13 protein-coding genes are annotated in these 18,766 nt (G+C 42.8%); 6 read left to right on the top strand and 7 right to left on the bottom strand.

The features are described from left to right. Positions 1-45: 45 nt before the first annotated feature. From JRG66_RS10010 to JRG66_RS09995, 4 genes are read right to left on the bottom strand one after another with little or no spacing between them, the layout of a single operon-like run. A complete protein-coding gene (locus JRG66_RS10010) occupies positions 46-735 on the bottom strand; it encodes a YjjG family noncanonical pyrimidine nucleotidase (RefSeq protein WP_265162630.1) in 690 nt (229 codons plus the stop codon). Further along, positions 722-2,011 (bottom strand): polysaccharide deacetylase family protein, encoded by a 1,290-nt coding sequence (locus JRG66_RS10005; RefSeq protein ID WP_265162629.1) that lies wholly within the window; start codon positions 2,009-2,011, stop codon positions 722-724. The genes JRG66_RS10010 and JRG66_RS10005 overlap by 14 nt, the downstream gene beginning before the upstream one ends. A 9-nt stretch (positions 2,012-2,020) precedes the next feature. Continuing rightward, a complete protein-coding gene (gene radC, locus JRG66_RS10000; RefSeq protein ID WP_265162628.1) occupies positions 2,021-2,722 on the bottom strand; it encodes a RadC family protein in 702 nt (233 codons plus the stop codon). A 52-nt stretch (positions 2,723-2,774) separates the two neighbouring features. Continuing rightward, positions 2,775-4,130, bottom strand: coding sequence for a UDP-N-acetylmuramate--L-alanine ligase (locus tag JRG66_RS09995; protein WP_265162627.1), 1,356 nt, complete (start codon positions 4,128-4,130; stop codon positions 2,775-2,777). Between the two features lie 355 nt (positions 4,131-4,485). Here JRG66_RS09995 and JRG66_RS09990 point away from each other — a divergent pair, with 355 nt between their 5' ends. The 3 genes from JRG66_RS09990 to JRG66_RS09980 are packed head-to-tail and all read left to right on the top strand — an operon-like array spanning position 4,486 to position 11,834. Next, positions 4,486-9,171 carry a T9SS type B sorting domain-containing protein gene (locus JRG66_RS09990; RefSeq protein ID WP_265162626.1) on the top strand — a complete coding sequence of 1,562 codons (4,686 nt, stop codon included), beginning with the start codon at positions 4,486-4,488 and terminating at the stop codon, positions 9,169-9,171. Positions 9,172-9,191: 20 nt separating this feature from the next. Then, the gene (locus tag JRG66_RS09985) at positions 9,192-10,133 is read left to right on the top strand and encodes a PorP/SprF family type IX secretion system membrane protein (RefSeq protein WP_265162625.1); all 942 of its coding nucleotides are present in this window, start codon (positions 9,192-9,194) and stop codon (positions 10,131-10,133) included. Positions 10,134-10,145: 12 nt separating this feature from the next. Beyond that, a complete protein-coding gene (locus JRG66_RS09980) occupies positions 10,146-11,834 on the top strand; it encodes an OmpA family protein (protein ID WP_265162624.1) in 1,689 nt (562 codons plus the stop codon). Between the two features lie 81 nt (positions 11,835-11,915). Here JRG66_RS09980 and JRG66_RS09975 read toward each other — a convergent pair whose 3' ends face one another. Genes JRG66_RS09975 through JRG66_RS09965 form a run of 3 tightly spaced genes read right to left on the bottom strand, consistent with a single transcriptional unit; the run spans position 11,916 to position 14,646 of the window. Then, positions 11,916-12,437 carry a DUF4136 domain-containing protein gene (locus JRG66_RS09975; protein WP_265162623.1) on the bottom strand — a complete coding sequence of 174 codons (522 nt, stop codon included), beginning with the start codon at positions 12,435-12,437 and terminating at the stop codon, positions 11,916-11,918. A gap of 59 nt (positions 12,438-12,496) precedes the next feature. Continuing rightward, a complete protein-coding gene (gene obgE, locus JRG66_RS09970) occupies positions 12,497-13,507 on the bottom strand; it encodes a GTPase ObgE (protein WP_265162622.1) in 1,011 nt (336 codons plus the stop codon). Positions 13,508-13,536: 29 nt separating this feature from the next. Then, entirely contained in the window at positions 13,537-14,646 is a 1,110-nt protein-coding gene (locus JRG66_RS09965; RefSeq protein WP_265162621.1) for an adenylate kinase, read from the bottom strand. A 129-nt stretch (positions 14,647-14,775) separates the two neighbouring features. Between JRG66_RS09965 and JRG66_RS09960 the strand changes: the two genes are divergently transcribed. The 3 genes from JRG66_RS09960 to JRG66_RS09950 all read left to right on the top strand — a co-directional run bounded on the left by JRG66_RS09960 (position 14,776) and on the right by JRG66_RS09950 (position 18,735). Continuing rightward, on the top strand, positions 14,776-15,933 hold the full coding sequence (locus tag JRG66_RS09960; RefSeq protein ID WP_265162620.1) for a 5-(carboxyamino)imidazole ribonucleotide synthase: 1,158 nt from the start codon (positions 14,776-14,778) through the stop codon (positions 15,931-15,933). A gap of 57 nt (positions 15,934-15,990) precedes the next feature. After that, entirely contained in the window at positions 15,991-16,476 is a 486-nt protein-coding gene (gene purE / locus JRG66_RS09955) for a 5-(carboxyamino)imidazole ribonucleotide mutase (protein ID WP_265162618.1), read from the top strand. A gap of 222 nt (positions 16,477-16,698) precedes the next feature. Beyond that, the gene (locus tag JRG66_RS09950) at positions 16,699-18,735 is read left to right on the top strand and encodes a M3 family metallopeptidase (protein ID WP_265162617.1); all 2,037 of its coding nucleotides are present in this window, start codon (positions 16,699-16,701) and stop codon (positions 18,733-18,735) included. Positions 18,736-18,766 lie beyond the last annotated feature (31 nt).

Below are 18,766 nucleotides of genomic sequence, written 5' to 3'. Positions count from 1 at the left end.
ACATCTTCATACAGTTCTTAGTCTAACGAAATTTGCTCCCGCTTATTACAAAAAGCGGGTTAATTCCTTCATTTCCATCACCTGGTGGTGATCTGTAGAGAATTCGGTTTTGTAGTAATTGTACAGTATAGCCTGCATTCCGAAGTCTTTGGCACCCAAGATATCGGCTTCAAGATTATCGCCTATCATGATGCTTTCGTCAACCTTAGCACTGGCACTGTTTAGGGCCACCTCAAAGATCTTGCGGTTGGGTTTTTTCACCCCCACATCTTCGGAAGTGGTAATTGTTGTAAAATATTTGAGGATCCCAGAGCTTTCCAGTTTTTTATGCTGAACTTCTTTGAAGCCGTTGGTAATGATGTGCAGTTTATAAAGCGGCTGAAGGTATTCAAGGATTTCAACAGCGCCCGAAAGCAGGTAATTGTTCTGCGGCAAATGCTCTATGTAATCTATGCTCAACTGCTTTATCTGGGCATCGGAAACATTCACTTTCATCCCTTTAAAAGAATCTTTAAGCCTGCCGTAACGCAGGTCTTCCTGGGTCACCCTGTCTTCGCGGTAAAGCTTCCAGTAATTGGCATTTATGGGAGCATAAATGGCCAGAAACTCCTCCAGCCTCACCTTGATCTTATGTTTTTCAAAAATGGAATTAAAGGCAAGACCAGAATTGCGGTCAAAATCCCACAAGGTATGGTCAAGGTCAAAAAATATGTGACGGATATTACTGAATTTCATTAAGTATTTTTAAAATTGAAAAATTCCTTCTTGCATTGGCGTATTCAGAAAAATCTTTATTTGTAAATACGGAAATCAACCTTCCTTCCACCATGGAAATTTGTCGTTTTATTTCGAGAACCTTATACTCAATTTCATTTTCTTTTAATTTTCCGAAGGCTTCAGAATTGATCGCGTAAGGTTGAACCAGCAAAGGCGTGGTAATTTCAAAGTTGAGATCGTAGAACAGAAAGGGCGTACAGGTGCCGGCGCGCAAGCCAAGAGCTTCGGGGTAACCCATAGAAAAATCTTTCTGAAATTCAAGTTCTACCATGTGGTTGTAGGTATCGGGCAGCAACAAATTGTAGTGATTGTTGATGGCACTTTTCACCGGTCTTTTAATAATGTCTTCCAGCCGCTTTTTTTCCTCTTTTAGTACTGCAAATTTCTGATTGGCATAGAAACCCGGCTGCAACCCGACTTCGGCATAATCGGCGACCGACTTAATAAGGCTTTGCAACTCCAGCCTATTGTGGTTGATGTTCCTGTCGTAAGTAGAAAAATCGCTTACCTGGAACATGAATTTCATGGGAACACGGTACTTCTTCAAAAACTGGATCACCTTGGTGTAAATATCGTAGGGATCCTTCTTCATCCTGGTCATTACCTGCAAGCGGTGCAAAACGTATTTCGGCTTAAACCTGATAAGGTCGAGCAGCAACCCAAGAACCACTCTAACAATCCCCTTTTTCTTATAACAATAAGCTTCAGTGACAGCAACGATAGTTTGGGTGGTGAATTTTCTCTTCGGAAATTTTTGATTTGGAAATTTGTTACTAAGAACCTGCCTGAACTTCTGCGCCCAAATATCAATGACCGGCTTCTCAAGAAAACCTTCCTGATATGCCAGGCTTTCACTTGCCTGAAACCTCCCTTCTTTGTCTTTCACATGCGGAAGGTATTCTTCATACCTGCTAAGCAGGTAAAAAGAAGCTGCAAAAATGTCAAAAGGAATCGAGCTGGTCTCCCCAACAGCAAAGAAACAAGGCACCCCATCCCAGTCGTGCACCTTAACTTCGAGATCATTCATTCCCTGCTCCAGCAGAAGGTCTACATTCTGAATAAAGACCTCGTTTGCCAGGCTTTGTTTTCCGTAGGAAAGTTTCATGCCTTCATGGGCCACAAATTCTTCGATCTTCGAGGTAAAACCCACAGGCAAACCTAAGATTTGCGTACACACATGTTTGAACACGTAGGTAATTCTGGGAGTGATCTTTTGGGTGTATACCAGCAGCATAAATACTTCTTACAACATACCTTCATCAGCAAAGCTGAAGTAGGAATTTTCGGTTATTATTAAATGATCCAGAACTTTAATGTCGAGTGATTCCCCGGCTGTTTTAAATTTTTGGGTCAGTTGCTTATCGGCCGCACTTGGGTTGAGATTTCCTGAAGGATGGTTATGCACCAGAATGGTAGCCGTAGCGCCAAGATTTAAAGCCTGCTTATAGGCCAGCCGTACATCAACCAGGGTTCCCGTTATGCCACCTTTGCTCAAAGGCAATTCCTGGATGACTTTATTGGAATTGTTTAGATAGAGCATCCAGAATTCCTCGTGGGGCAATTCTCCTATTTTTGGCTGCATAAGTTCAAATACCGAAGCACTTGAAGATATTGTTTTCTTTTCGAGAGCTTCAGAAGATCTCCTTCTTCTCCCCAACTCCAGTGCGGCTACTATGGTTAAAGCTTTGGCTTCGCCAATGCCTTTTACTTCCATGAGCTGTTTTACGGTAAACCTTCCCAGTTCATTTAAGTTGTCTCCGGCCCTGAACAAAACCTTTTTACAGACTTCAACTGCCGATTCGTTTCTACTCCCCGAACCAATGAGGATGGCCAGCAACTCGGCATCACTTAAAAACTCCCTGCCTTTTTGAAGGAGCTTCTCCCGGGGCCGGTCTCCTTCTGCCCAGTGTTTAATAGTAAAAGCTTTTGCCTTCTCAGAATCCATTGGCTCAGTTTCTCTAAAGATAACAAAATGAAGCTATTCCAAAAATGCCATTTTAGGAGATCCAGTTTTTGATCTCGTCAAAATCCAGACCTCCGTAATTACCACTGCTCATTAACAACAGCACTTTTTGAGCATAAGGTTGTTCCTGTAAATACGCCTTAAACTCGAGCGGATTGGTGTAAACCCTAAGGTCTTTTCGGGCAAAGGCATCAAAGATCTGCTCTTTTGAAATAGGTTCAAGCCTCTTATGCTCTACTGCTTCGGGCGAAAAGAAAACCACGGCTTCATCGGCTGCATCCAGAGAAGATTTGTATTGCTTAAGAAAATCGGCATTTAAGCTGCTATAAGTATGCAGTTCAAGGCATGCGACCACCTGCCTTCCCGGATACTGTTCCTTCACGGCCTTAGTAGTTGCCATCACCTTTGAGGGACTATGGGCAAAATCTTTAAATACTACGGTATTTTTGGTTTCCACAATTTTTTCAAGTCGCTTGGAAGCACCTTTAAAAGAGCCTATAGCTTCGTAAAAATCTTCTTCGTCGATACCCATATGCTGACAAACCCATTTTGCGCCTGCTAAGTTTTGCAGGTTGTGTTCACCGAAAACTGAAACGGGCATGTCCCCTTCAGGAGTTTGCAGAAGCGTCATTTCCTCTTCAACCCTGTAATGGGGAGTTTTGTACGGATGTTTTCTAATAGGATTTGTGGATTCTTCAACTAGCCTTTTCAGGTGTTCATCCTCTTCATTATACACCAGAATGCCACCTTTAACTATGGAGTCTATGAAAATCCTGAATTGCTCCAGATATTCTTCAAAAGTGGGAAAAACATTGATATGATCCCAGGCGATCCCGCTAAGTAAAGCGATGTTAGGTTTATAAAGATGAAACTTTGGACGCCTGTCTACAGGAGAGGATAAATATTCATCCCCCTCAAGCACAATAAAATCATTTTCCTGGGTTAAGTGTACCATATTCTCAAATCCTTCCAATTGAGCACCTACCATAAAATCCACATTCTTGTGATGGTAATTCATCACGTGTAGAATCATTGAGGTTATTGTAGTTTTGCCATGAGAACCGCCAATAACCACTCTAGTCTTTTCTTTAGATTGTTCGAATAAAAATTCGGGATAAGAATATATAGGAAGTTCCAGTTCTTTTGCTCTTGCCAATTCGGGATTATCTTCCCGGGCATGCATCCCAAGGATAACAGCATCGAGGTCTTTAGTGATTTTTTCGGGAAACCACCCAAATTGCTTTGGCAGCAGGCCTTTGTTGTTTAATCGGGTTTTGGAAGGTTCATAAATGACATCATCACTACCTGTGATTTTATATCCTTTTTCGTGAAGAGCAAGGGCAAGGTTATGCATGGCACTTCCCCCAATTGCTATAAAATGTAGCCGCATTATTAATTTTTGAGTAAATATAAAAGAATAGAAAGAAAGACTGCCTGTGAAGTATTGCAAAAAAAACTTCTGAAAATCTGTAACAAAAAGTGAATTCTTATGTCCAACTGTGAGTTAATTTATATGGACGAAAAACACTTTTAACTTATTAGATGTAAAAAAACTCCTAAAAAAATTTTATTAACGAAAAAGTCGTACTTTTAACCTCCCCTACCTCAGCAATATATAGTAGTTTCGGCTACATTCTCTTTAGACTTTTCCCTTAACAGGAGTTTAAGTTTTAAAATGAATGTTTACTTTATATTTGAACTATAAATCCTAAAATGCAATTGATTAAATTTAACACTTAAAGCCTATGCAAATTTTTACTCTGGGTAAAATGAGAATACCACTATTCTTTTTTGCCTTATTACTATTTAGCGGAACCTTGTCTTCTTATGGGCAAGAAGAATGTCCCGAGCTAAGTGATTCAAATCCTGCGGATTTTTGTTACTTAGATGACATTACTGACCTTTCAGAAAGAACCGGCGCAACAAATGATGTAGTTTGGTATCGTGATTCTGCATTGACACAGCGGATTCCTTCTAATGAATTTTTAGAAGATGATACAACTTACTACGCAGGAAATGCTGACGGGAATTGCCTTAGCCCTACCCCTGTGACAGTTACAGTAGGTACAATTCCAGCTCCAGACTCTTCTTACGGATCGGTTTTTTCCCCGTATTTAGCTTCGGAAAACGATGATCGTACAATAGAAGATCTTATCGAGATAATATCTCCTAATGCTGGAGGTGAAATTATAGTTTACCAAACTGAATTCGGAACAGCAACTTATGCTGAATCAGATGAATTAGTTGATGGAAATTCATATTTCGTGGGTCAAACATCGTCGACTAGTTCATGCGACTATTCATTTAGACTAGCAATTAGATATAGCCCAGATGTTGCACCTGCCCCTATAGCAGAAGATCAAGAATTGTGTCAAGGAGCTACTGTAAGCGATTTGCAAGCTACTGGAACCAGCGAAGATACCCAGGCATTTAGATGGTACAGTACTGCTACAAGCAATCCGGCCTTGGCAGATAATGAGTTATTAGTACCAGGCACTTATTACGTTAGTCAAATTGTTAATGATGAAGGAAATCCTTCCCCTCCGGTAGAAAGCCAAGCCCGGACTGCTGTTAATGTAACACTTACTACAGGTGACGCAGGAAGCCCTAATACAGGAGTTGTTTGTGAGACTGATGTTCAGGAAACCTTCCCCAGCATTGACGCTATCAATAATTACCTATTAGGACTGTTAAGTGACGGAGTTTCCGGCAATGGAACTTTTAACCCAACTCCTGCTCAACTTGCACAGCAATATCAGAATGATGAAGATGGACTTGGAGACTTCACCACCACCTATACTTTGGGTGAAGATGAATGTGAAGCCTCAGTTCAATTAACCATTTCGGTAGTTGCAACAGAAGAAGCAAATGCAGGACAGGATGTCACTTTGGAATTCGCTATTGATGATGAAACACAGGATTTGTATTCTTTCCTTACCTCCGAAGCACAAACTTCCGGTACATTTGAAGGTTACCCTGACGGGCTTTTCGACCCATCACAGACAGGTGCTGGAGTTTACACCGTCACATACACTGTAGATGAAACTAACGGTTGTATTACCGGGACGGATTCTGCAATATTCACTATTACAGTAGCCCCTTGTGAGGCTAATGCAGGTGAAGACGTGAATGAAACCTTCTGCCGTACTGAAATTGAAGCTCTTGTTCAGCAAATTATAAATGCTCAAGATCCAGAGTCACAAGATCCAGATCCAACAGCAGGTATGGAAGTACTTGCAGAATGGCTTGGAGATAGAGATCTTGATGGAACATTTGAAGGAGATTTTAGTGGACTAGAGAGGTTCTTATTTCCTGGCATACCACTTACTGAACCAGTTACTGTAATAGGTACTTACATTGTAGGTGAAGGAGAATGTGAAGATACAGCTGCAATATCTATTACCGTTATTGAGGATGCAAATGCAGGAAATGATAACACTATTACGTTAAGCCCTGATGATGCTCCGGTAGATCTATTTACCTTACTTGGGGAAGATGCACAAGAAGGAGGGACATGGAGCTCTGGCAATGGCACTTTTAATCCTGCCACAGATGCAGCTGGCACTTACACTTATACTGTAGGCACAGGCGGTTGTACAGATTCTGCTTCTGTAGTTGTTACCCTAACTACAGACCCAACCGATCCAGGGGTTGGTTTTGGTGTGGTGTGTCTTGCCGATGTTCAAACAATTTTCCCCAGCATTGATGCAATTAAAAATTATTATTTCAGTCTTCTACCTGCGGAAGTAACCTCTGCTAACGGATCATTCAACCCGACTCCCGCTCAAATGGCTGCTAAATATCAGGCAGATGAAGATGGTTTGGGAGAGTTCACATCGGTGTACACGGTAAACGGAAAATCTTACGAACTTACCATTAATGTAGTTACTGAAGCTGAAGCAGGTGATGACGTCACAGTTGCTTTAACTACAGAAGATGACGTCGTGAATCTATTCGAATACCTTGGAGAAAATGCTCAACAAGGTGGAACCTGGAGTAAAGGAAATGGATTCTTTGATCCTTCTACAGACGAGTCTGGTAGTTTTACTTACACTATAGGATATGAAGGATGTATGGATTCTGCAGTAGTTACAGTTGTGGTGACAGATACCCCCGACCCTTCAAATCCAAGCGTTAGTTCTGGTATAGTGTGTCTTGCCGATGTTCAAACAATTTTCCCTAGCATTGATGCAATTAAAAATTATTATTTCAGTCTTCTACCTGCGGAAGTAACCTCTGCTAATGGATCATTCAACCCTACTCCCGCTCAAATGGCTGCTAAATATCAGGCAGATGAAGATGGTTTGGGAGAGTTCACATCGGTGTACACAGTAAACGGAAAATCTTACGAACTTACAATTAATGTAGTCGCTGAAGCTTTTGCCGGTGATGACGCTACTGTTACTTTAACTACAGAAGACGATGAAGTTACCCTATTTGAATATTTAGGGGAAAACGCACAGCAAGGTGGAACCTGGAGTAACGGAGACGGAACTTTTGATCCAGCTACGGACGAACCAGGAACTTTTACTTACACTGTAGGTTATGAAGGCTGTATGGATTCAGCTACTGTTACTGTTACAGTATCAACTGATCCTTGCACAGGTATTGTAGATGCCGGAACAGACAGTTCAGCAGATGTTTGTGAAACGGATGTACAAACTACTTTCCCAAGTATTGACGAAATAAGGAAATTCTATTTCGAACTTTTGGATGCAGGAGTATCTAGAGAGGGAACATTTAGCCCAACTCCAGCTGAGATTTCAGCTATGTACCAGGCTGATGAAGATGGCTTTGGTGATTTCACAACAACCTATACGCTAACCAATGGAGAGTGTACCGACTCAGTAGAACTAACGGTAACAATAGTACCTACTGAACCTGCAAGCACAGGTGACATTAGTGATATTACAACCTGTACTGCAGAAGGAACCCTTAACCTGTTTGATTTCCTTAATAATGACAACACTTTAGGCGGAACTTTCTCTGATGCTTCAGGAGTAATTACTGATGGTATGTTGGACGTATCTGAAGAAGGTGCTTTCACCATCACTTACACCGTTGAAGAAGGTGATACTGAAAGTTGTATAGAAGGAAGTGCTTCTACTACCTTTACTGTTAATGTAACTGCTAACACTGCCAATGCAGGAGCAGACAACTCAGTAGAAGTTTGTAATTCTGAAGTAGAAAATCTCTCCAATGCAGGTGTTAGAAATCTTTATATAAGCCTTCTTGAATCAGGAGTGGCTACAAATGGAAGCTTTAACCCAAGCATTCAGGAAATTATTGACGACTACAACATCAATAGCAAATTTGGAGACTTCACTACTACTTACACAGTAGGAACTGGTCAGTGTACAGATTCTGCCGTACTTACTGTTACTGTTCTTGAAAACCCTAATGCCGGAGAAAATGCTACTGTAAATCTCGAAGAAGATGCAACAGAAACAGTAGACCTTTTCGCCGAACTTGGCGGATCTCCAGAGACAGGCGGGACATGGACTTTTGAAGGTGACGAAGTTGATGCAACTTTCGACCCTGCAACCGATGCCGAAGGTGTTTACACTTACACTGTGACAAGCGACAACGGATGTTCAGATTCAGCTACAGTTACTGTAATTGTTGGAACAGAGGAGCCAGAGTGCAACGAAGAAAACACTCCCGCCGCTCCAACAGTGACCCCATTTGATGGTTGTGCTGCCAGCGCGACTGTGGCCGATCTTGTGATCTCTGGTGAAGACGGTGCCGTATTCTCAGTATATGCTGAAGAAACACTTGATACAGAACTTGATGCTACACAAGGGCTTACTGCTGGAACCTACTATGTAACACAAACAAATACCACTGGTTGTGTATCTGATGCTACAGCTGTCACGGTAACACTTAATGACGTAGACGCACCAGCTTTGTTAACTGAACCCGAACAATTATGTGCCGGCCAGCAGTTGACCGTAGCTAATCTTGAAGGAAGCGTTATTGCTAACGGAGATCTTGTATGGTACACTACCGCTACAGGTTCAGAAACTGTATCTCCATCCACTCCGCTGCAAAATGGCACAACTTTATTCGCCGCTGCCGTTGATGCTACTTCTGGATGTGAAAGTTCTACCAGAACTCGTGTAGATGTTACCTTAGAAAACTGTGAAGTTGTTATTCCTGAAATATTCTCACCAAACGGCGATAGCATCAATGATAAGTTTGTCATTGAGAACATTTCTTCAGAATATCCAAATCACATGATGGAGATCTACAATAGATGGGGTGAAGCTGTCTATAAAGGTCAGGTAGGAAGATCTCAGGGATGGGATGGAACTTCTTCGGAAGGATCATTCGGTAACGGTGTGCTTCCTGTAGGAGTTTACTTCTACATCCTTAACTATAACGACGGACAGACCGCTCCTATTCAAGGTAGAGTATACTTAAGCAGATAATTTTGAAATATTCGAAACAAATGAGAAATTCTTTTATAAAAATTTTTACAGTTGTTTGCATTGCCCTTTTTTCACTAAAGGGTAATGCACAACAAGATCCCATGTATACTCAGTATATGTATAACATGAGCGTAATTAACCCCGCTTATGCAATAGATGACCTGGGAATACTAAACGTTGGTGGTATATATAGAAACCAATGGGCCGGGATGGAAGGAGCTCCTGAAACTGCTAATTTCTTTGCCCATACAGGGTTAAGCGAAAGGCTTGAAGCTGGGATCTCTATAGTTCACGACGAAATTGGTGATATTGTTAAAGAAAATAACCTGTATGCCGATGTGGCTTATGTACTACCGGTATCCGAAACTTCAAAATTATCTTTTGGGGTAAAGGCAGGGGTTACTTTCTTTGATGCAAACCTCACTGCCCTTGAGACAGGCAACAATCAGGTTGATCCTGCTGCTCAAAACCTTAGTGAAGTATTTCCAAATTTTGGAGTTGGTGCTTACTGGTTTGGTGATAAATACTATGTAGGTCTTTCGGCACCAAACCTTTTCACATCAAAACATCTTGAAAACAAAACTGGACTGGCTCGTTTGGGAGAGGAAAATATTCACTACTTCCTTACCGGGGGGTATGTGTTTGACCTAAACCCAAATTTAAAGCTTAAACCAGCCTTCATGGCCCGTGCGGTAGAAGGAGCCCCTCTTTCTGTTGACATTACAGCAAACGTGCTTCTTTACAACCGTTTTGAAGCAGGTGTGGCTTATAGATTTGATGAAACAGTAAGCGGACTTGTGAACTTTAGAGTTACTCCTGAACTAAGAATAGGGTACGCCTACGATTATACCACAGGAAACCTAAGTGACTTTAATGATGGTACTCATGAGATCATGGTACTGTTTGACCTTGATCTTCTTGGCCTTTCAAAAGGTTACAACGTATCCCCAAGATTCTTCTAAAACCTAAGAAACATGAAAAAACTTTATACAACACTTTTAGCTATCCTTATTGGATTCTCGGCCGTGGCCCAGAGTTCGCAGGTAAAGAAAGCTAACCGTTTATTCAACCAGAGAGCCTATATGGACGCTTCTGAAGAGTACCGGTTAGTTCAGGATAAGGATCAGGAAGTCCTTCAGAAATTAGGAGACTCCTATTTCTTTACAAACAGAATGGGCAATGCGGCAGAAACCTACCGCAGCCTTTTTCTGAAATACAATGACGGCAGCGTTGCACCCGAATATTCTTTCAGGTTTGCTCATGCCCTTCGTGCTACAGGACAGGACGAAGAAGCCGACAAATATTTTAGCCAGTACTACAACGAAACTGTAGATTTTGAAGAGTGGACTTCAAAGCTTGATACCGCTGTATCTCACACTTACACTACCAACCAGGTAATGCAGAACGCAGCGTCTTCAGACTTCGGAATTACTTTTATGGGTGACCGCATCGTTTTTGCCTCTACCCGCAATCAATCCCGGCCAATTTACGCATGGAACAAGAAACCTTATCTTGACCTTTACGTAGCCGATATTGATGATGAAGGTAAACTAAGCAACATCGCTTTGTTCAACGACAAGATCAACACCGATACTCACGAAAGTTCAGCGGCTTTTTCTACCGATGGAAAAACTATGTACTTTGACCGTACTAACTCTAGAAGGGTTAAAGTTGACTGGGCCGAAGTACCTGTAGCTACCATTAGAATTTACCGCGCCGAGCTTGTTGATGGAGAATGGACAAACATTGAAGCCTTGCCTTTCACCAGCGACCAGTATTCCGTAGAGCACCCAACCTTAAGTGAAGACGGTTCTACTCTTTACTTCGCCAGTGATATGCCAGGATCTATGGGGTCATTTGACATCTACAGCGTGGCTGTTAACGAAGACGGAACCTTTGGTGAACCCGTAAACCTCGGGCCAAATGTAAACACTGCTCACCGCGAGCAGTTCCCTTACATTGCTAATGACGGAACGCTTTATTTCACTTCCGATGGCCACATGGGTTACGGTAACCTTGATGTATTTAAAAGTGAGCAAACAAATGGAACTTTTGGAGAGGCTCAAAACCTTGGAAACTCTCTAAACAGTGAATTTGATGACTTTGCTTTTGTACTTAAAGAAGGAGAAGAAAAAGGATATCTTGCTTCCAACAGAAGAGGATCTGATAACCTTTACGCTTTCACCAGAGAAGACTACACACCTCCAATCCTTCCTAAAGAAGAAATGGAGATCAATCCTGAAACCGGTAGAAGACAAATCGCAGGAGTTGGAAACATTTACTTCGATTTCGACAAAGCAACCATCAAACCTGAATCTGAACCTACCCTTAACCGTGTAGCTGAGATCATGAAGAACTATCCAATGCTTAAAATCGAAATTGGATCTCACGCCGATGCCCGTGGGTCAGATAAATACAATATGGACCTTTCTCAGCGTCGTGCCGAGTCTACTCTCGAGTATCTAGTGTCTCAGGGAATAAGCCGTGACAGGCTGGTTCCAAAAGGATATGGTGAAGAAGTGCCATTGAATGACTGTACAAGACCTAATATGTGTACTGCTGCTGAATATGCCCGCAACAGAAGAAGTGAATTCACTGAAATTACAGGAAGCACTCCTTACCTGCAAGATCAGCCTGAAGCAGCCGATGATGACCAAAACTAGGCTACAATTTAACTAACCAGCCAAAAAGAAGGCCCCGAGAAATCGGGGCTTTTTTTATGAGTTTAAAAAATAATCCTAAAATCACCTTTTTGGAGGGTAACCTTCCAGAGCTTCATTTACAATTTTATCAAACTGTTGTTGTCTTTTCGAAGGGCTCCAGTTGAAGTCAAATTTACTGTTCACAACCGCCTGCCATACCAGTTCGTCTCTTTGAACATCTATCAGGTCAAAAGTAAGCTGAAGAAAGCTCTCCGGTCCTCCTAAGGGAATCCCACCGCTCACCCCTACTCCCACATTCCCTCCGGTACCGCCTATTCCCACTCCCAAACGGTTGCGGCTGGGTTCCTGGTACTGTTCCGAATAAATATTGAGGTAAAGATTGGGAGTTGTAGAGGCAGATAAACCCCTCTCCTTAATGGCATTTTTGACACTGTTAAGCAGCCGGTTTTCATCGAGCTCACTCAGCCCGGTACGCATTTCAGGATAAATGCCTATAGAATTATAGTTGGAAAAATTAATTTGGTCATCGTAGTCGTAAGCTGCCCTTGGTCCTCCACAGGCGCTTATCATGGCACACAAACAGAATATTTTTAAAAATCTCATACTGGTGTTTTCCTTAAATTTACAGAAAACACCACTGAAAATTAAGAGATTAACAGGAATTAAACAGACTCCTCTTTATTCAGCATTTCCCAAAGCTTATCTTTAAGCTGGGTCAAGCCCTGCTGCGCTACAGATGAAATAAATAAGTATGGAGCATTAAGTTCCCCATCGAGTTGCGCCTTCATTTCAGCTTTTAACTCCTCATCGAGCATATCGCTTTTTGAAATAGCCACCAGCCTGTCTTTATCAAGAAGTTCGGGGTTATAACGCCTTAGTTCATCTACCAGGATCTCATACTGCTTTACAATATCCTTTGCATCGGCAGGTATAAGAAAGAGAAGGGTCGAGTTGCGTTCAATGTGCCTCAAAAACCTGTGACCAATACCTCTCCCTTCAGCCGCACCTTCAATAATCCCGGGAATATCGGCTACTACAAAAGTTTTGAAGTCACGGTATTCCACTATTCCCAAATTAGGTTTTAGGGTAGTGAATTCATAATCGGCTATTTTGGGTTTAGCCGCTGTAATTACTGAAAGTAAAGTAGATTTTCCGGCATTTGGAAATCCTACGAGACCAACATCGGCCAGAATTTTAAGCTCAAGGGTAATATCTTCTTCCTCCCCCGGAATACCCGGCTGTGCGTACCTGGGCGTCTGATTGGTTGACGATTTGAAATGCCAGTTGCCCAGCCCGCCTTTTCCACCTTCAGCAACAATTATTTCCTGCCCGTCTTCGGTGATCTCGTGCAGAATATTTTGAGTTTCGGTATCCCGAATCACGGTACCCAGGGGCACTTCAATGATCTCATCCTGCCCGTCGGCACCGGTGCTGCGCTGTTTGCTGCCATGCTCGCCGTGCCCGGCTTTGATATGCCTTTTAAATTTGAGGTGAAAAAGCGTCCAAAGGTTTTTGTTCCCTTTTATGATCACATGCCCTCCACGGCCTCCATCTCCTCCATCGGGCCCGCCCTTTGCAATGTATTTTTCACGGTGCAAATGAGCCGATCCTTTACCTCCGTTACCCGAGGCTACGTGTATCTTAACGTAATCAACAAAATTCCCTTCAGTCATCCTATATCATCTTTACCCAACGGTAGTTCTTATACCAGCTGGTCAATAGCTTCTTTTAAACGCGCAGTGATCTCTTCAATAGAACCCACCCCGTTTATTCCAAAATACTTATTCTGTTTTAAATAAAACTGCTTTAAAATAGCGGTTTCTTCATAATATACCTTTATTCTCTTGCGAATAACAAGCTCATTGGCATCATCTGGCCGGCCCGATGTTTTGCCACGCTCCAGCAAACGCTCTACAAGAATTTCGTCATCAACCTCAAGGGCGATCATGGCGCTAACCTGGGTGCCCTCTTCCTGAAGGAATTCTTCAAGTGCTTCGGCCTGTGCCACTGTGCGAGGAAATCCGTCAAAAATAAACCCGTTCCCTTCACTTGACTGGCGTACTTCTGCCTTCAGCATATCAATGGTAATGCTATCGGGCACCAGCTGGCCTTTATCCATGTATGCTTTCGCAAGTTTCCCAAGTTCAGTTTCATTCTTGATATTGTACCTAAAGACATCTCCTGTAGAAATGTGTTTCAGGTTGTAATGATTTTTCAGAATAGACGCCTGGGTTCCTTTTCCTGCGCCAGGAGGCCCAAACAAAACAATGTTTGTCATTTTACTGTTTTTAAGTTTATAGACCTGGGTGAGATTTCTGCCCAGCCCGTTATAATCAAGGCCATATCCTACTATAAAATCATTGGGGATCTCCATTCCCACATAATCTATGGGAAGGCTCTTTTTGTAAGATGCCGGCTTGTAAAATAAAGTTGCAATTTTATATTGGTTCACTTCTTCCCTTTTAAGGATCTTATCGATACTTTCCAGGGTGTTCCCAGTGTCAACAATATCTTCAATAACCACTACATTACGACCCTTAAGCGGACTTGTAATACCCATTAGGGATTCCACATTGCCTGTGGTTCCCGTACCTTCATAAGAACTAAGCTTCACAAAGTTCACTTCACAGTCTCCCTTAAATCTCTTAATAACTTCAGACGCAAAAAGAAAAGCGCCGTTTAAAACCCCAAGAAAGACGGGCGTTTTGTCTCCAAAATCGGCATTTATCTGTGCAGCCACTTTTTCTATGCCTGCATTGATTTCGGCTTCAGAAATAAAAGGAGTAAATTTTAGATCGTGTAGTTGTACCAAAACAAAAATATTTTTGGGAAGCAAAGATACATATTCCAATCAACTCATAGCGCCAAACCCTGCGCATTTATAACTGAATCTTGCGGCATTTCAGATTTTTAAAATTATTTTTGCTGAAACACCTCATTGATGATCAACTATTTTTCTTCAGATTTCACCCTAGGGATACTTGGTGGTGGCCAGCTGGGCAAAATGCTCCTCTACGAAACCCGAAAGTTTGACATTCGCACTATTGTGCTCGATCCCAGTGCCGAAGCGCCCTGCAGGATTGCCTGCGACGAATTTACCCGGGGCGATCTCATGGATTTTGACACGGTGGTGAACTTCGGAAGAAAAGCCGATGTGCTCACCTTTGAGATTGAGGCCGTTAATGTTGAAGCTCTTGAAAAATTAGAATCTGAAGGAAAAAAAGTCTATCCTTCCTCCAAAACCCTGAAGAAGATACAGGACAAAGCTGTACAAAAAGATTTCTTCAGGAGCCACGAAATCCCCACGGCAAACTTTCAGAAATACCCTTCAAAAATGGCATTTTTGGAAGCTCTTCAAAAAGGGGAAATTTCCCTGCCTCTTGTGTGGAAAAGCACAACGGGAGGTTACGATGGCAAAGGAGTTGCAGTTGTAAAAGACCTTCAAACCGCCGAAGATTTACCCGAAACTGCCTGTATTGCCGAAGATCTCATCCCTTTTAAGAATGAACTGGCGGTAATCGTGGCCCGCAACCCGTCTGGAGAAGTAAAAACCTACCCTGTGGTTGAAATGGAGTTTCATCCTGAAGCCAACCAGGTAGAATACGTGATTTGTCCGGCGCGCATTGATGCTGCCGTAGCCGAAAAGGCCAGAAAAGTGGCCGAAAATGTATCCCGCGCCTACGAGCATATCGGGCTTTTGGCTGTTGAAATGTTCCAGACGCAGGAAGATGAGATCTTAGTGAACGAAGTTGCTCCCAGGCCACACAACAGCGGGCATTACAGCATAGAAGCCGCCTTTACCAACCAGTTTGAACAGCATTTAAGGGCCATTCTTGACCTTCCTTTAGGTGAGACCGAGAGCAAGGCCGGCGGTGTGATGGTGAATTTGGTGGGCGAAGAAGGCTTTTCAGGGAACGTGGTTTACGAGAACATTTCAAAGATCATGAAACTCAAAGGCGTCACCCCCCATATCTACGGAAAAAAGATCACCCGGCCTTTCAGAAAAATGGGCCACGTGACCATAGTAAACGCCAATCTTTCTGAAGCCAGGAAAATTGCGGAAGCAGTAAAAAAGACGATTAGAGTAATAAGTGAATAAAACCATTCATTCAAACCTGACAGACTTTAAAAACCTGTTAGGTTTAAAAGATTAAATATGAGCAAAATAGGGATCATCATGGGCAGCACCAGCGATATGCCGGTAATGCAGGAAGCAATAGATATTTTAAGGTCTTTTGAAATAGAAGTTGAAGTAGATATAGTTTCTGCTCACCGCACCCCCGAAAAACTTTTCGACTACGGGCAAAACGCCCATACCCGCGGCATTAAAGTGGTTATTGCAGGGGCCGGTGGCGCCGCGCACCTGCCGGGAATGATTGCCTCCCTTTCCCCCCTGCCGGTCATTGGAGTGCCGGTAAAATCGAGCAACTCTATTGATGGCTGGGACTCTGTGCTGTCTATACTTCAAATGCCCGGCGGGGTTCCCGTGGCCACCGTGGCATTGAACGGCGCCAAAAACGCCGGAATACTCGCAGCTCAAATCATTGGCAGTTCCAACCCCCATGTACTTCAAAAGATCGTTGATTACAAAAAAAGCCTCAGGCAAAAAGTGATTGAAGGAGCAAAAAGCATCAGAAAGTAAGAGTATAAAAAATAAAAGCCACGTTTTCACGTGGCTTTCTAGTAGCATTTTGCTGTTTTAATAGTATTTATTAACCATTCTAAATATATTAATCAAAAACCTAAAAGCTACTGTCTTAAATTTTTTGGAAATGTGAAGTAAAGAATTATTTCAGAACTTTCCGAGCTTTTTCTAAAAATTTCGTTAAAAGGCATCCTTTTTAGCCAAAAATAATTCAAGACTATGACAGAAAGAAATCCATTACTGCAAGAATTCAATACTGCCCCATTTATGAAAATAAAGACCGGGCATTACAAACCGGCCATAGAAGAAGCTATTGGGCGGGCACAAAAAGACATCAAAAAAATCACAGCTTCAGCAGCAGCCCCAACTTTTGAAAATACCGTGGAAGCCCTTGAATTTGCAGGAGAACAGCTGGATAGGATCACCAGTATTTTCTTCAACATCAATTCAGCCGAAACCAATGATGAAATCCAGAAACTAGCACAGGAAATATCCCCGGTGCTTACCGATTTCAAAAACGACATTATCCAGGACCCGGTACTTTTTCAGAAGGTGAAAGCTGTGTATAAAAATAGAGACAGCCTTAACCTCAACGTGGAACAAAGCACCCTGCTGGACAAGAAATACAAAATGTTTAAGCGCAATGGGGCCAGCCTTGATCCTGCCAAAAAGCAGGAATTGCGGGAACTCGATAAAAAACTGGCTGCCCTAAGCCTCAACTTTGGAGAAAATGTACTGGCCGAAACGAACAGGTACGAACTTCACATCACCAGGAAAGAAGATCTAGAAGGCCTGCCAAAAGGGGCCCGCACTGCGGCAAAAATGCTGGCAAAAGAAAAGAAGAACAAAGAAGGCTGGATCTTCAACCTTCATTATCCAAGCTACATCCCGTTTATGAAATATGCCAAAAACCGGGAGCTGCGCAAAGAGCTTGCCATTGCTTTTGGCGCCAAAGGTTTTCATGGGGACGAGCTTGACAACAGGGAGAATGTGCTGCAAATTGTCAAGCTGCGACACAAAAAAGCAAACCTTTTGGGCTACCCAACCTATGCGCATTTCAAGCTTGAAGAACGTATGGCCGAAACTCCTGAAAAAGTAAATTCCTTCATGGAAGAACTTTTAGAAAAAGCCAAACCTGCAGCCGAAAAAGAATTCGCAGAACTTGAAAACTTTGCCCGCGAGCTTGACAATATTGACCGACTAGAAAAATGGGATGCTGCCTATTATTCAGAAAAACTGAAACAAAAGCTCTTCGATCTCGATGACGAACAGCTCAAACCTTATTTTGAGCTCAACAACGTGATCAAAGGCGTCTTCATGGTAGCCGAAAAACTTTACGGCCTCAGGTTTCAGCAGGTTTTTGATGTGGAAACCTATCACCCCGAAGTACTTACATACCGCGTGAAAGATGAAGAAGATAAAGAAGTGGCCCTGTTCTATGCCGATTTCCACCCACGGGAGGGAAAACGCGGCGGGGCGTGGATGACTTCTTATAAATCTCAGTACCGCCAAAAGGGCAAAAATGAACGCCCCCATATTTCCATAGTTTGCAACTTCACAAAACCTACAGACGAAGAGCCCTCGCTGCTCACTTTTAACGAGGTCACTACCCTTTTCCACGAATTTGGCCACGCCCTGCACGGCATGCTGGCAGATACTGTTTACCCAAGTATTTCGGGGACTAACGTCTTCTGGGATTTTGTTGAGCTGCCAAGCCAGGTGCTCGAAAACTGGTGCTATGAAAAAGAAGCTCTAAAACTTTTTGCCACGCACTACGAGACAGGCGAAGTAATTCCCGATGAGCTTATCCAAAAGATCAAAGATTCGGCTGCTTTCCACGAAGGCATGGCTACCTTAAGGCAGTTGAGCTTTGGAATGCTTGACATGAGCTGGCACAGCGAAGACCCCTCGGGCATTGATGATGTCAAGGCCCATGAAGAAAAAGCCTTTGAACCCACCCAACTTTATCCCGAAGTGAAAGAGAACTGCATGAGCACTTCCTTTTCACATATTTTCCAGGGTGGCTATGCCGCCGGTTATTATTCCTATAAATGGGCAGAAGTGCTGGACGCCGATGCTTTTGAATTCTTTACTGAAAATGGCATTTTTGACAGGGAAACCGCCAATAAATTCAGGGAAACCATACTTTCACAGGGAGGCACCGAGCATCCGTTGACCCTGTACAAACGCTTCAGAGGAAAAGAAGCTGCCCCCGAAGCCTTGTTGCGAAGAGCAGGATTGCTTCCGAAGAAATAAGACCACACATCTTACAAGATAAGCAGAAGGT

Source organism: Salinimicrobium tongyeongense (genome assembly GCF_026109735.1).
GTDB lineage: Bacteria > Bacteroidota > Bacteroidia > Flavobacteriales > Flavobacteriaceae > Salinimicrobium > Salinimicrobium tongyeongense.
The sequence above is the reverse complement of the archived record's forward strand: the minus strand, read 5'-3'. Positions and strand labels throughout refer to the sequence as shown.

What these genes read in the sequence shown, in the direction of transcription:
- JRG66_RS10010 (WP_265162630.1), bottom strand. Translation starts at nt 735, where the DNA reads ATGAAATTCAGTAATATCCGTCACATATTTTTTGACCTTGACCATACC.
- JRG66_RS10005 (WP_265162629.1), bottom strand. Translation starts at nt 2,011, where the DNA reads ATGCTGCTGGTATACACCCAAAAGATCACTCCCAGAATTACCTACGTG.
- radC (WP_265162628.1), bottom strand. Translation starts at nt 2,722, where the DNA reads ATGGATTCTGAGAAGGCAAAAGCTTTTACTATTAAACACTGGGCAGAA.
- JRG66_RS09995 (WP_265162627.1), bottom strand. Translation starts at nt 4,130, where the DNA reads ATGCGGCTACATTTTATAGCAATTGGGGGAAGTGCCATGCATAACCTT.
- JRG66_RS09990 (WP_265162626.1), top strand. Translation starts at nt 4,486, where the DNA reads ATGCAAATTTTTACTCTGGGTAAAATGAGAATACCACTATTCTTTTTT.
- JRG66_RS09985 (WP_265162625.1), top strand. Translation starts at nt 9,192, where the DNA reads ATGAGAAATTCTTTTATAAAAATTTTTACAGTTGTTTGCATTGCCCTT.
- JRG66_RS09980 (WP_265162624.1), top strand. Translation starts at nt 10,146, where the DNA reads ATGAAAAAACTTTATACAACACTTTTAGCTATCCTTATTGGATTCTCG.
- JRG66_RS09975 (WP_265162623.1), bottom strand. Translation starts at nt 12,437, where the DNA reads ATGAGATTTTTAAAAATATTCTGTTTGTGTGCCATGATAAGCGCCTGT.
- obgE (WP_265162622.1), bottom strand. Translation starts at nt 13,507, where the DNA reads ATGACTGAAGGGAATTTTGTTGATTACGTTAAGATACACGTAGCCTCG.
- JRG66_RS09960 (WP_265162620.1), top strand. Translation starts at nt 14,776, where the DNA reads ATGATCAACTATTTTTCTTCAGATTTCACCCTAGGGATACTTGGTGGT.
- purE (WP_265162618.1), top strand. Translation starts at nt 15,991, where the DNA reads ATGAGCAAAATAGGGATCATCATGGGCAGCACCAGCGATATGCCGGTA.
- JRG66_RS09950 (WP_265162617.1), top strand. Translation starts at nt 16,699, where the DNA reads ATGACAGAAAGAAATCCATTACTGCAAGAATTCAATACTGCCCCATTT.